Below are 13,580 nucleotides of genomic sequence, written 5' to 3' on the forward strand. Positions count from 1 at the left end.
CGTCAATGGCGACGTGCCTCTCCGCGGTTCATCACTTCGGCCGGATCTGGCCGTTGCCGCGTACTTTGTACTTGAAGCTCGTCAATTGCTCGACGCCGACGGGGCCGCGTGCGTGCATCTTGCCGGTCGCGATACCGATCTCGCCGCCAAAGCCGAATTCACCGCCGTCGGCGAACTGGGTCGAGGCGTTGACGAGGACGATGGCCGAGTCCACGCGATCGAGGAAGCGTTCGGCGGTTGCCTCGGCCTCGGTGATGATGGCGTCGGTATGCTGCGAGCCGTAGCGCGCGATGTGGTCGATTGCTTCGTCGACGCCATCGACCATTTTCACGGCGATGATCGGTTCGAGGAATTCCTTACCGTAATCGTCGGCGGATGCCGCTTTGACGCGCGGGTCGGCCTTCTGGGCGACCGCGTCGCCGCGCACTTCGCATCCCTCGTCCAACAGCGCCTTGACCAGGGGCGTCACGAAATCGCTCTTGGCGTTCTTGTCGATGAGCAGGCACTCGGTCGCCCCGCAAACGCCGGTACGGCGCATCTTGGCGTTGACGACGATCGGCAGCGCGATCGTCATGTTTGCGGCTTCGTCGACGTAGGTGTGACAGATGCCTTCGAGATGCGCGAAGACCGGCACGCGCGCTTCGTCCTGAACGCGTTGCACCAAGCTTTTGCCGCCGCGGGGAACGATCACGTCGATGGCGCCGTCGAGGCCGCGCAGCATCGCGCCGACGGCTTCGCGGTCTGTCGTCGGGACGAGCTGAATGGAGGCTTCGGGAAGCCCGGCAGCGCGAAGTCCTTCGACGAGGCAGGCGTGAATGGCCACGCTCGAATGATGGCTTTCCGAGCCGCCGCGCAGGATCGACGCGTTGCCCGCTTTCAACGAAAGCGCGCCGGCGTCGGCCGTTACGTTCGGGCGGCTTTCGTAGATGATGCCGATCGTTCCCAGGGGAACGCGCACGCGCTGGAATTTCAGGCCGTTCGGCCGCGTCCACTCGGCTAGCACGGTGCCGACGGGGTCGGGCAGCTCGGCGATTTCCTCGAGCGCTTTGGCGATGCCATCGACGCGCTTTTCATTGAGAAGAAGACGGTCGACGAAAGAGTCTGGCCGGCCGGCAGCTTTCGCCGCTTCGATATCCCGGGCGTTGGCTTCGAGAATTTTGGGCGTCGCTGCGCGCAGCGCCTTGGCGGCGGCTTTGAGGGCTTTGTTCTTTTCTTCCGGCGTGGCGATGCCGAGGCGGCGGCTAGCTGCCTTCGCGGCTTCTCCGATGCCGCGCATCAACGCGGCCGTATCGTTCTCGATGCGCTCCGGTCTGTTCATCTTCAAGTCCTCGTCAACGCCATATCGTCCCGGTGGATGAGCGTGTCGCGCCCCTCGTAACCGAGGATTGCGGCGATCTCACCGGATCGTTTGCCTATGATACGCCGAGCTTCGTCCGCCGCATAGGCGACAAGGCCCCGGCCGAGCTCGCGTCCGTCGGCCGAGCGGATGATGACGGCATCGCCACGGCCGAACGTGCCATCGATCCGGGTTACGCCGGCCGGCAGGAGGCTTTTGCCCGTCAGCAGCGCTTTCTCGGCGCCCGCATCGAGAAAGATTTGGCCGTTCGGCACCAGTTGGCCCGAGATCCAGCGCTTCTTCGCGGTGACCGGATCGGATTTCGCGATGAACCACGTGACGCGCGCGCCTTCGGAAATGGCGCCCAGCGGATGGTAGATTTTGCCCGTGGTGATGACCATGTGGGTGCCGGCGGCCAGCGCGATCTTGCCGGCGGTGATCTTGGTCTTCATGCCGCCTTTGGACAGCTCCGTTCCGGCGTCGCCAGCCATCGCCTCGATCTCCGGGGTAATCTCGGTGACGAGGGGGATGTGTTCAGCGCTGGGGTCGTCGTTCGGAGGCGCGGTATAGAGGCCGTCGATGTCGGACAGCAGGACGAGGCAATCGGCGGACACCATCGAGGCGACGCGTGCCGACAGCCGGTCATTGTCGCCGTAGCGGATTTCCGCCGTCGCGACCGTATCGTTTTCGTTGACGACGGGAATGGCCTTCAACGCGAGCAGCACTTCGATGGTGTTGCGGGCGTTCAAATAGCGCTGGCGTTCCTCAGTGTCGCCGAGCGTCAGCAGAACCTGGGCCGCCGTCAGGCCGCGCGCGGCGGCGAGTTCCTGATAGGCGTGGGCGAGACTGATCTGGCCGACGGCCGCCGCGGCTTGGCTCTGTTCGAGTTCGAGCACGCCCTTGGGAAGCTTCAGCGCATGGCGTCCGAGGGCGATCGAGCCCGATGAGACGAGGACGATTTCCTTGCCCGCCTTCGCGAGCTGGGCGACGTCGTCCATCAGGGAGTTCAGCCAAGCGGATTTGATGCGCCCCGTTTCGCGATCGGTCAGCAGGGCCGAGCCGATCTTGACCACGATGCGCCGAGCGCTCGCCCATTCAGGGCGCGCGGTGCGCGTCGTGGCATCGGAGGCTGACGTGGAGACCATTTCCATCTCGAAAAAAGGCGCCGGGAAAGCGGGTGGGCTGCCTGCTTATCTTCAAATGCGGGCATTCCGGCAAGGGGCGGGCACCGCATACCCGCAATGCCAGGAGAATTTTTACCAATCGCCCGCCCGAAAGGCCAGTCCGGCGTTATGGGACGAACGACAGGAAAAGAAAGGTGCCGAATATCACGAGGTGAAGGAAGCCGAAGAGCACGTTGGTCCGGCCTGTTCCAAACGTCAGCATGCTCGTCGCCAGCGCCATGACGAGGAGCACGACGTCGTCCATATCGAGGCCGAGAACAAGCGGCTTGTGAATGAAGAGGTTCGCTGCCGCGATGGCCGGGATCGTCAGCCCGATGGTTGCCAAGGATGATCCGAGCGCGAGGTTGATGCTCTTCTGCAGTTCGTCCCTTCGCGCGGATTTGACTGCGGATATCGATTCCGGAGTCAAAACGATCAACGCGATGATGACGCCGCTGATGCTTGCCGGAGCGTGGGATCTCGACACGCCGAAGTCGATCACGACTGCGAAGAGCTTGGCCAGCAACACGACGGCGGCCAATGCAACACATAACAGGAGCGCTGCGAGTGCGAGCTTGGTTTGTTGGCGCTTGGGCGACGCGGCACCCTCTTTTTCTTCTATGTGGTCGCCGACGAAGTAACCTCTGTGCAGGACGGTCTGTGTGTAGAGGAAAACCATATAGAGCGCGATCGTCATGATGCTGATGAAAACCAGCTGGCTGTCCGAATAAAGATTGCCTGGCGCCGTTATGGTGTAATTCGGCAGGACGAGCGTCAACGTCGTCAAAACGATGAGCATGGCGAGATAGATCTTCGCCGACGTCACATCGAACCTCTGCTGGCGGTAGCGAATTCCCCCAACGACGATGCAGAGGCCAACGAGGCCGGTCGTGACAATCATGACGACGGCGAAAACGGTTTCTCGCACGAGCGTCGGCGTCGCCTTGCCGGTCATCATCAAGGCAACGATGAGCGCCAATTCGATGACTGTGACAGCGATGGTCAGGACGAGCGTACCCAGAGGCTCGCCCAAGATGTGCGCGACTTCTTCGGCATGATAGACGGCCGCGAACACCGCGCCGACGAGCAACGGGACGAGAATTATGGTTTCGACTATGCCGAGCGTGTGAGTCGCGAAGTCGTCGCCATATCCCGTCGCAGTCGCCACAACGAAAAACAGAAGACCCAAGACTGGAATTGCCCAGGTCCATACTGGGAATCTCGCCGAATGGGTCATACTTTGGTTTTCCTGGATGCTTTATTTATTGGGGGGCGGGCTAGAAGTACGTTAATTGTGAGCGAGTTGCGCGCCTCCGGCAAGTGATCCAGTACAATCAGCTGCGATTTACGGCTGCCACGTTACGGCTGCCAGGGGCCGGGCGCTTCGGCGTCGGTGTCTTCTTCTGCCGTGTCTGCACGTGAAACTTCGCGCGTGATCGCGTAAAGCGCTTCCTTCACGCCTAGGCCGGAGACAGCCGAGAGTATCAGCGGCGTTTTGCGTGACGCTTTTTTCAGAATGTCGCGGCGCTCGAGCAATGTCGCTTCGTCGACCGCATCGCATTTCGACAGCGCGACGATCTCTTTCTTTTTCTCGATGCCGTTGCCATACGCCTTGAGTTCGCGGCGGATGGTTTTGTAATCGGCGGCGACGTCTTCGGAGGTGACGTCCACCAAGTGCAGAAGAACGCGGCAACGTTCGACGTGGCCGAGAAAACGATCGCCGAGACCGGCGCCGTCGTGCGCGCCTTCAATCAGGCCTGGGATGTCTGCAAGAACGAAATCGACGTCGCCTGCGCGTACCACGCCGAGGTTCGGGTGCAGCGTCGTGAACGGGTAGTCGGCGATTTTCGGCTTCGCTGCCGATACGGCCGCAAGGAATGTCGATTTGCCCGCGTTCGGGAGGCCGACGAGCCCGGCATCGGCGATGAGCTTCAGTTTCAGCCAGATCGTCATCTCTTCGGGAGGCTGGCCGGGGTTGGCGTGGCGCGGAGCCTGGTTCGTCGCGCTTTTGAAATAGGCGTTGCCGAAGCCGCCGTTGCCGCCTTTTGCAAGGCGCACGCGCTGGCCGGGCGTCGTCATGTCGGCGAGCAGCGTTTCGCCATCCTCGGCAAAAACCTGCGTGCCGGGCGGAACCTTGATGGTGCAGTCCTTGCCGTTCGGTCCCGAACGGTTCTGGCCCATGCCGGGAGTTCCATTCTCGGCGAAGAAGTGCTGCTGGTAGCGATAATCGATGAGCGTGTTCAGGTTTTGCACGCACTCGACGTAGACGTCGCCGCCCTTGCCGCCGTCGCCGCCGTTCGGTCCACCGAACTCGATGAACTTCTCACGCCGGAAGGCGATGCAACCGTTGCCGCCCGCTCCGGACCGTATGTAGACTTTCGCCTGATCGAGAAATTTCATGTTGCCAAAGCTCTAATGGCCATAGTCCAGGGACGACGGCGCTCGTATGAGAGTGCAGGTAGCTCGCACTGGCGCGCTTCGCACCAACCGGTTGCCGAGCCTGACAGTCTGAAGCCCAGCTTGCGAATGACGCGCGCCGATGCCCCGTTGTCCGTCAGATGCTTGCATACGAAGCGGCGAACGCCAGCCTTAGCGAAACCGTAGGCCATGACCGCGCGAGCGGCTTCCGTTGCGTAGCCTTGACCCCAATAGGCCTTGCCGAGCCAATAGCCAAGCTCTGCGTCACCATTGGCTTCGGCTGTGAAGCCGCAGATGCCGATCAATTCGCCGTCCAGTTCGATGCCGAACACTTCTTCGCGCTCGGCGAGGCCGTTAACCCACTCGAGAGCGGCGTCTTCGCTGTAGGGATAGGGAATGCGGCCGGTCATGCTCGCCACGTCCCAGTCGCCAGCGAGCACGGCGATGCGGGCGGCGTCACCATCAACGACGGCCCTGAGACGGAGGCGTGCGGTTTTCATGGTCTCGGCTAATGCATGAAATTCAGATCACGATATGAGCGCGAGCCCAAAAAGGCAAAAGGGGACGGCAAAGCCATCCCCTTCGTCGTTGAATTTTCTGTGCACTTGGCGGCTCCGCTTACGCGAAGCCCGGCCGCCAAGTGCAGCTAGGATTATTCCGCCGCGATCGGCTTGGCGGGTTTGACCGAGATATAGATGCGGCCGTTTCGCTTGGTCGCGAATTCGACCGTGCCTTCTTCGACGGCGAAGATGGTGTGGTCGGTTCCCATGCCGACGCCGGCGCCCGGATGCCACTGCGTTCCGCGCTGGCGGCAAAGGATGTTGCCCGGAATGACGTACTCGCCACCGTAACGTTTGATGCCGAGGCGTTTGCTTTCGGAATCGCGGCCGTTACGTGTCGAACCGCCTGCTTTCTTTTGTGCCATTTCAAAGTCCTCGAATGGAGCGGCGGCTCGTTACGCGCCTGTGATGTCGGTGATACGCACGACAGAAAGGTCCTGACGATGGCCCTTCTTCCGGCGAGAGTTTTTGCGGCGGCGCTTCTTGAAAGCGATCAGCTTCGGTCCGCGGGATTGCTTCACGAGCTCGGCGATGACCTTGGCACCCGATACGACCGGTGCACCGATGGTGACATCTGCGCCCGAGCCGACCATCAGCACCTGGTCGAACTCGACCTTGGCACCGGCGTCGCCCGATACGCGCTCGATCGTAACGACATCGTCCTTGGAAACGCGGTATTGCTTGCCGCCTGTCTTGATGACAGCGTACATGGCTTCGTCCTTTCGGCCTTTTAGGCCTGTTACCGCGCCCTATGGCGCCACCGTAAAACGGTGGACTTTCAAGGGAATGCTAGTCAGAGCTAGCTGGAGCCTCGGGCAGCGCGTTCAACGCGGGCAATTTGCCTGCCCACAGTAGGGGCGGTTTATTGTCGAAGTGAGGCTGATTGTCAATTGCCATCCGGCGTTTCGGCCGTGCGCCCAACGAACGGAAATGCCGTCGTAATTCGTAAAGAGCATACCCACTTTATGGTCAATTTGTCGGCAACTCGAGGGTAAGACGGAACGGTTATGGCAGTTCCAGCTAGGGCTTCCGGAACGCTAGCTGAACTAGCTGCGCTACCGCAGATTCCGGTCATTGAAACCGGGCCGGATTTTCCGCTTGCGACGCTTCGCGCGTCTCCGGGTAAGACGCACGCGCTCCTCGACATCGCCACCCGGCGGTATCCAAGGCGGCTTCTCGCCGGCCTCGACAGGGTTTCCCGGGCGTGGCTCGTGCGCTGGAACAACAAGCATCTCGAAGAGATCGACGCGATCGCGGGGCTGCTCGGGCGACCGGGCGCGTATTTCTTTTCGATCAACTACGAGTGGGGGTGCACCTGTCGCGCGGCGCCGTCGCCGGATCGTGGCTCGGCGCGGCTTATTCGGGTGCTGGACTGGAAAACGCCTGGCCTCGGCAGCAATCTCGTTTGCGCCAAGGTTACGGGTGCTCTGGGCGGGCCGTTCGCCGTCGTGACGTGGCCCGGCTATACCGGGGTTCTACAAGTCATGGCGCCCGGCCGTTTTTCGGCCGCTCTCAATCAGGCGCCTATGCGGGATCCGACGGGACTTTTTTATTTGGATTGGGCTGCAAACCGCAGCCGCGTTTGGAAGATGCCCCACCCGACGCCCGCTCATCTTTTACGGAAGGTTGCGGAGGAGGCCCGGGATTTCGGCGAGGCACGGCAGATGCTGCGCGACCAGCCGATCTCGACGCCGGCGATCTTCACGCTTGCCGGTATCGCGCCGGACGACACGGTCGTCATCGAGCGCACCGAGGACGCGGCGCGCGTGCGAGATGACGACGCGGTAGCCGCCAATCACTGGCATACGCCGGGCTGGCGGGGCACGTCGCGCGGCGAAGGCAGTTGCGAGCGCGCAAACCTCATGAGGGAAACCGAAACTCTGTTCGATGCCGAGTTCGGATGGCTCGTTCCGCCGGTGTTGAACGAGAAGACGCGTCTCGCGATGGTTGCTGATGCCAAGGCGGGGCGTCTGCTGGCGCGCGGATACGAGGCGACCGGCCCTGCGACCCGGACGCTCGACTTCATTTGGGATGCGGCTCTCTGAGCCGCTTGCGCAGAGGGAAAAGCGAAGCTACAAGCCCACTTCGCCGTTTGGCGCCGCGGCTTCCGGAGAGGTGGCAGAGTGGTCGATCGCGCCGCACTCGAAATGCGGAGTACTCGCAAGGGTACCGGGGGTTCGAATCCCTCCCTCTCCGCCATAATGTCAATAAAATCAAATACTTAGAAGTTGATTCTTGGCCTACGCGCCATCCTCTACGCCAATATTAATGGCGCTTGAAAACGACGGGACTGGACAGAAGCCGACAGGAGACTCGTCGGTAGAATCTTCCATTCCTGCTCACGCTGGTCGCGACCCCAAGAGCGGCGCCTCGAAGAGAGCGATGCTCGCATGTTCTCCAGATAGCCCTGAAGTTGGAGAGATAGCAGCCACTTCTGCTGGGGAAGATAGACGCGACATCCCGCGTGCGCGCGTAAGGTCCGTCCTAAAACACCATCGCTGCAGCAAGCGCGGTGGTTGTGGGCACCGCCCTCCCCAACCGTTAATAAATCCAGCGCTGAGGTAAACTCGTGCTGACGAATCAGCGCGGGGGAAGAGCAATGCGTTTGAAATGCTTCCAGGTAAAGAACTACAGGAACATTCACGACTCGGGACCCATCGACGTTGAGGATGTTACGGCGTTCGTTGGCCAGAACGAGGCCGGTAAGAGCAACCTGTTCGAGGCGCTATACCGGATCAATCCATTCAAGCCCGACATCAAATTCGATATCGATGAAGATTGGCCCGTAGACCTGTTTGGCGAGAAGGCAACCGGAAGCAAGGCCAAGGTTTGCGAGGCGGCGTTCGCCCTCGACACCGAAGAGATTAGCTCCCTCTACGAAGCTGCGGCTCCGAAAGCGGAACCACCTGCTGAGGGTGCCCCCCCGCCGGAGCCCCTCACGCTTCCCGACGAAGTGAGTGTCACCGTCTCAAGGTCCTATGATCAAAACCGCACATACCGGTTGCTAGGCACGTCTTCGCTTGATCTTGCGCGTGCCGAAGCATGGCTCAATAGCAACCTCCCCAAGTTCGTCTACGTGCGTGACTATGAGACGATTGAGACTACCACTGAGCTTCCAGCCCTCGTTCAGAAGTTCTTCAACGGAAATCCCAATGGAGATTGGGCGGTGCTTAACCAGCAAGAGCAGTCAATTATTGTCGTGCTCCGACTTGCGGCAGTGGACCTCCAGGAGTTTGTGAAGCTCGGAGAGTCGCAGCGCGGTAGAACGCTCCGAACGTACAACAAGAAGCAAGCCTCTTTCTATCTGACCCAGCAATTCCAGAAGCTGTGGACGCAGAAGAAAGTCACCTTCGATATTGAGATTGATGGCACGACGTTGAACATCTTCGTGACCGACGACGGTATGGGAATGCCGGTGCCTCTCAAGAACCGGTCCACCGGCTTCCGTTGGCACGTGGCTTTTGCCTGGAATTTCACCTACGCCACGCAAGGCGAATACAAGAACTGCATTTTGCTGCTTGAAGAACCCGGCATCCATCTTCACTTGGATGGGCAATCAGACTTGCTCCAGGTTTTTGATGAGTTGGCCGCAAGCGGGACGAACCAAGTTCTCTACACCACTCACCTTTCGTCGATGGTCGATCCAGCCAACCCCGAGCGGATACGAATTGTCGAGTCACGCGATCACCATGCAACGGTGCTAAACGGCGTGGTGAGCAATCAGCGCAGACCCATGGCCGTTATCGAGGCACGACTTGGCCTCAGAGGTGATCTTACTGGCCTGCTTGGTGACCGGAAGAACCTAATCGTTGAGGGCGGCGGCGACCTCCTAATTCTGGACAAACTGAGCGCCTTGCTGAAGGCTGCCGGGCGACAAGGTCTCTCAAGCGAGATTTATCTTTGGCCTGCTGAAACGGCCTCTAAAACACCGATGTACGCGGCATTCTTGATCGGCAATAAGTGGCCGGGCGGCGTTTTGCTTGACCAAGATGCAGAAGGATTGGCGGCTAAGAAGAAGATTGAAGATCTATACCTCAAAGAAATATCCGAATCCTCGGGAGACAGCTTGCCAATACTTTTGTTGGGGGATGCGGCGGGGATCACGAAAACCGATGCTGCCATTGAAGACCTTTTCCCTGACAATTTTTTTAGGGGACTGGTCAACCGCGCCTACGGCGTCGCCATTGCCGATGACGATCTCCCTCAAGATGGCAGCACGTTGATCAGCAAGCGTGTTGAGCATGTATTAAAAGCTCGGTTTGGGCAGCAGCTCGACAAGAAAAAAGTTCTTCGCGAAATGATGCGTGAGTTCGCTAAGTGGGCAACCGTAAGCGATTTGCCCCCAGGGGTCGCTGATCGCGCCGAAGCGCTATTCAAAAAGATAAACGCGGCGCTATCAGCCAACCAACATAGCGCCGCACTCGCAGCAAAGAAGCCAAGCTCAAGAGCGAAGAAGGGGTAAAAAGTTGATCCTTGGTATTTCGCCCGTTGGAACATTACTGGCACTTCTCACAGGGTGTCGACAATCGGTTTAGACCATGGCGACCGTCCGACGCGCGTCCAATTTCATTGCGTTCCCGGCGAACAGGACATCACCGACGAAGCCACCAAGAGGGCCTATCTCGAGAGAGGAAACAATCAAGCTCGAAATCATCAAGTGCGTGGTGGTCGTAAGGAACTCCAAGAAGTCTGCCATCTTTACGTCGATGACCACATCTGGATTGCCACGGCGCAAACGCACGTAGTTTTCTACCGTCATGTCGGCCTCAAGAGCCTTCGTAACCTCGGCGCACTTGCAGGATTCCTCTGACATAGCGTGCCTCTCACATTTCCTGCTTGAAAATCTGAGTTGTCATGTTGCGTTGCGCAACTGATCTCCTACGCAACAAAAAAGAAAATTGGCGGAACATGCGACGCGCCGGAGAGTCAGCTCGGCATCGCTTAGGAAAAGTTGCGACATGGCATGTTCCGCCGATGAGGGAAGCGAATTCTCCACTGTAGCGATTCACTTCTCCAACGCCTCGGACACCTCAGTGGCTAAATAGGTCACCACAACGTTCTGGAGCGGTCACCTGTGAACGTAACTTGAGGGTATCCGGCATACCCCGATTATTTGAGGCTGCGGATTGAGACTTCTATCGTGAACGTCAATGCCCTGATCATCAAGGCGCTCGGGATGGTCATAGCGCACTGCCAGCACAACCCAATCGCCGGGTTCCTTTGCGCGCTTGCTCATGCTCCACGTCAGCGACCACGTGCTTTCCTTGGCAAATGAAACGGCTGGAAAAGGATTTTCCCTGGTTTTTTGCGGCAGGGCGAAACCTTGGCTGACGATGGCATCGTAGTTCCGTGCGTGGGTTGCGTGGAAAAAAACATGCGGACTATCTTCCAAGGCCGCTGGAAACAGCCGGTAATTGCCCGCCTGCAAGGCTTTCAAGTCTGGAAAAGAGTGTTCCTCGATCATCGCTTCACCTGGTTTTTCGACAACGATCAGCTGGTACCGGTCGCGGGCGCGCTCAACTTGCTTCACAACCACGTCGCGACCGCCCTCAGCAACCAGATTGCGAACTGCAGAGTGCGTGGCTTCATCAGCGAGGCAGCCGACGATCACTGCTTTCAACACGCCGGCAGGCAGCTTGCAATCACCGGCGTCGGTGATGATCGTCTCGCCGACCCTGGCATGCGCGCGTTCTTGGGACACAAGCCGATATTCATCCTCGTAGGCCCAGGCCGCCGACTTGCTGAAAAGAGGAGCGACTACTTCGGCGGGATCTTCAGACGCCACCATGTCGAAGGCCGGATAGTCCTTGGAATATCGTACCGCCTGCGCAACCGAGATCATCGGGTGTGCCGCATCGAACTCGAGGCAGACGCCGGTATGGCTTCTGGCATAGTGAGCCCACATCAACTCGTGATCCGGATGCGGTGTCAGGCAATAAATGCGATATTGCTCCCCGATGCCCTCCTCCATCGCCCGCGAGGATTCCCTCACTTTTGCGGCCAGCTCCGCCGGATGCGCCCGGAAGTGAGCGGCCCGCCGTTCGATCTCCGCTTCCGGCAGTCGGGGACCATGCCTCCGCGTGACGTCCTTATACCACTCGATAAGACGTTCCCGCTCCTTCGGCTCTGAGAGATGATCCACCCGGAAATAGGGCTTGCAATCCCACGGATCATTGAAGGATCGCGGATCGGAGAAGTGTAGTCGATGGCCCACGAGTAAGCGCCTGAGGTGGGCCTCGTGGAACGGCTGGTAGTGGTAGAGCCTGGTACGGTTGTGTTCGGAGACGGTCGGAAATCCCATAACCGATGGTCGCATGGATTAGGGGATCTTGCGAGCAAGTTGATTTTTGATTTGCCTACCTCTCATGTCTTCCTTTCGTGGGCTTTGTTCGAGCGGTCTTTGTCTTCGGTTTCTTCTGGCTGACTTTTGCCCTACGGCGATGCTCGATTGGCACACGAGTGGTGAGGTCAATCCCAATTACCAATCTCGGAGTTTCGACGGGTCCGAGCTTTCCAAGCGCCAATCTCCCCAGAATTTTTCTATTGCTATTTGCCGTGTTATGTCGGCCGTCCGCTCCCAGTCTAGACCGGTAGCGTGTTTTGTAGTTTGGTGAGGTCCATTACTCCGGGGGGAGGTCATGAAAAATAGTGGTGAGGGCTCGGGACCGACTGGTATTGTCCCAGGATTTCTGCGACCTATCGATATTGATCAAATCGCAAAAACGCTGGAACTCACCGAGCGTGGCGAGAAGAATGGCAAACAAAATATTCCTCGCACCGAAACCGAAAGCTTCGATGATGTTGAACAGTCCGTCGTCCAAAAACTCGAAAGCGAATGGGGTTGGCATTCTGGCGATCTGCTAAATCATCTTCGGTCGTACGCCGTCAGACTCGAGACCTATTCGATTGAGGCCGAATTTACTCGATTACAATTGCAGGCAAAGGACTCAATAACAAATCTTAGAGCGATAAGCCATCAAGCCGAAGCAGAACTTGGACCGCTGCGAGAACATTTTCTCGCGGCGCGTCAAGAATTGAAAGAGTTCAAAACGCGGCACCGACTATCTCGCCCATCCCGGGCGCCCTCTAATCGCTGGACGAGTTTCGGTCTGTTGTTTGTGCTGCTAGCCTTAGAGACTGGGCTAAACGGCATTTTCTTTGCCAAGGGAAGCGACTACGGCCTCATCGGCGGCATCGGCACAGCGATCGGAATTTCGCTTGTAAACGTCACCTCGGCGTTTGCTTTGGGGCTTTGGCCAGCTCGGTGGATTAAGCACAATAACTTTATTCTGAAGATCTTCGGCTTCATCACCTTAGTTGGCGGCATCGCGTTGCTTACAGCGCTACACGGCTTCGCAGCGCATCTTCGCGAGGCAACTGCAAGCTCGATAAACGAGGATGAGGCGGCACGAGTGGCATGGCAAACATTCGTGCACAGCCCACTTTCCATCCACGATCTTAACTCGGTCTATCTTTTCGCGTTGGGAATGCTGTTCGCACTGTTAGCCATATTTAAGGGCTTCACATTTGACGACCCATTCCCCGGCTATGGGTCTGTGACACGTCGCTTCACTCAATCCCGTGACGCTTACAGCGACGAACATTCATTGCTGTTCGAAGACTTAGAAGATGCTCGGGAAGAGATCATTTCCCGGCTGAGCGATGGCATTCAACGGATTCCGATGTTCCCCCAAGCAGCCGCAAATATCCGCGCTCAGCGAACAACAATGCTCGAACAGTTTCGAGCATATGAAGCCGGTGTTGAGGGAGCGGCGCGGCTGCTACTGGCCAAGTATCGGCAGGCGAATATACAGGCACGGTCGTCCGCCCCCCCCGCCCATTTCGATCAGAATTGGCGATTACCCTACGACTTTCTAACCAAATCCGAAGTCGTGGTCGCGTTGAGCGAAGCTAAGCAAGAGCCAACAAATAGCTCCGTCGCGCTGGCTGAATTGAAGCGCCTCTCCGAGGCGATAAGCAGCGAGTATGAGGCCCTGATCAAAGCGTATCCGCACCCGACACAAATGACGGAGTCATGACGTGGCGAGCAGAAGACGTCGGGTAAAAAAAGAGTCTCAAGATCGCATCAGGGGCATCTTGCTC

12 protein-coding genes and 1 tRNA gene are annotated in these 13,580 nt (G+C 58.6%); 4 read left to right on the forward strand and 9 right to left on the reverse strand.

Translation table 11 applies throughout. The features are described from left to right. Positions 1 to 31: 31 nt before the first annotated feature. The 7 genes from AC1DK3_RS09235 to rplU form a co-directional block, all read right to left on the reverse strand. Positions 32 to 1,318, reverse strand: a complete 1,287-nt coding sequence (locus tag AC1DK3_RS09235) for a glutamate-5-semialdehyde dehydrogenase (RefSeq protein WP_477191923.1) — start codon at positions 1,316 to 1,318, stop codon at positions 32 to 34. Between the two features lie 2 nt (positions 1,319 to 1,320). Then, on the reverse strand, positions 1,321 to 2,481 hold the full coding sequence (proB, locus tag AC1DK3_RS09240; protein WP_477191924.1) for a glutamate 5-kinase: 1,161 nt from the start codon (positions 2,479 to 2,481) through the stop codon (positions 1,321 to 1,323). A 145-nt stretch (positions 2,482 to 2,626) separates the two neighbouring features. After that, positions 2,627 to 3,736 (reverse strand): calcium:cation antiporter, encoded by a 1,110-nt coding sequence (locus tag AC1DK3_RS09245; RefSeq protein WP_477191925.1) that lies wholly within the window; start codon positions 3,734 to 3,736, stop codon positions 2,627 to 2,629. A 122-nt stretch (positions 3,737 to 3,858) separates the two neighbouring features. Beyond that, positions 3,859 to 4,899 (reverse strand): GTPase ObgE, encoded by a 1,041-nt coding sequence (gene obgE / locus AC1DK3_RS09250; protein WP_477191926.1) that lies wholly within the window; start codon positions 4,897 to 4,899, stop codon positions 3,859 to 3,861. Then, a complete protein-coding gene (locus tag AC1DK3_RS09255) occupies positions 4,896 to 5,417 on the reverse strand; it encodes a GNAT family N-acetyltransferase (RefSeq protein WP_477191927.1) in 522 nt (173 codons plus the stop codon). The genes obgE and AC1DK3_RS09255 overlap by 4 nt, the downstream gene beginning before the upstream one ends. A 152-nt stretch (positions 5,418 to 5,569) precedes the next feature. Next, on the reverse strand, positions 5,570 to 5,842 hold the full coding sequence (gene rpmA / locus AC1DK3_RS09260; protein WP_045837380.1) for a 50S ribosomal protein L27: 273 nt from the start codon (positions 5,840 to 5,842) through the stop codon (positions 5,570 to 5,572). 30 nt (positions 5,843 to 5,872) lie between these two features. Next, complete coding sequence (rplU, locus tag AC1DK3_RS09265; protein ID WP_092866026.1) at positions 5,873 to 6,187, reverse strand: 50S ribosomal protein L21; 315 nt, start codon at positions 6,185 to 6,187, stop codon at positions 5,873 to 5,875. A 297-nt stretch (positions 6,188 to 6,484) separates the two neighbouring features. Between rplU and AC1DK3_RS09270 the strand changes: the two genes are divergently transcribed. The 3 genes from AC1DK3_RS09270 to AC1DK3_RS09280 all read left to right on the forward strand — a co-directional run bounded on the left by AC1DK3_RS09270 (position 6,485) and on the right by AC1DK3_RS09280 (position 9,939). Further along, positions 6,485 to 7,522 carry a C45 family peptidase gene (locus tag AC1DK3_RS09270; protein ID WP_477191928.1) on the forward strand — a complete coding sequence of 346 codons (1,038 nt, stop codon included), beginning with the start codon at positions 6,485 to 6,487 and terminating at the stop codon, positions 7,520 to 7,522. Positions 7,523 to 7,586: 64 nt separating this feature from the next. Continuing rightward, positions 7,587 to 7,676: transfer RNA gene (locus AC1DK3_RS09275), tRNA-Ser, on the forward strand. A gap of 370 nt (positions 7,677 to 8,046) precedes the next feature. Beyond that, the gene (locus tag AC1DK3_RS09280) at positions 8,047 to 9,939 is read left to right on the forward strand and encodes an ATP-dependent nuclease (protein ID WP_477191929.1); all 1,893 of its coding nucleotides are present in this window, start codon (positions 8,047 to 8,049) and stop codon (positions 9,937 to 9,939) included. A 69-nt stretch (positions 9,940 to 10,008) separates the two neighbouring features. Here the strand turns inward: AC1DK3_RS09280 and AC1DK3_RS09285 are convergent, their stop codons facing one another. After that, complete coding sequence (locus AC1DK3_RS09285) at positions 10,009 to 10,290, reverse strand: hypothetical protein (protein WP_477191930.1); 282 nt, start codon at positions 10,288 to 10,290, stop codon at positions 10,009 to 10,011. Positions 10,291 to 10,545: 255 nt separating this feature from the next. Further along, entirely contained in the window at positions 10,546 to 11,778 is a 1,233-nt protein-coding gene (locus AC1DK3_RS09290; protein WP_477191931.1) for a DUF2971 domain-containing protein, read from the reverse strand. 337 nt (positions 11,779 to 12,115) lie between these two features. Between AC1DK3_RS09290 and AC1DK3_RS09295 the strand changes: the two genes are divergently transcribed. After that, positions 12,116 to 13,516, forward strand: coding sequence for a hypothetical protein (locus AC1DK3_RS09295; RefSeq protein WP_477191932.1), 1,401 nt, complete (start codon positions 12,116 to 12,118; stop codon positions 13,514 to 13,516). The last annotated feature ends 64 nt before the right edge of the window (positions 13,517 to 13,580 follow it).

The organism is Hyphomicrobium sp. 01T421 (genome assembly GCF_056398805.1).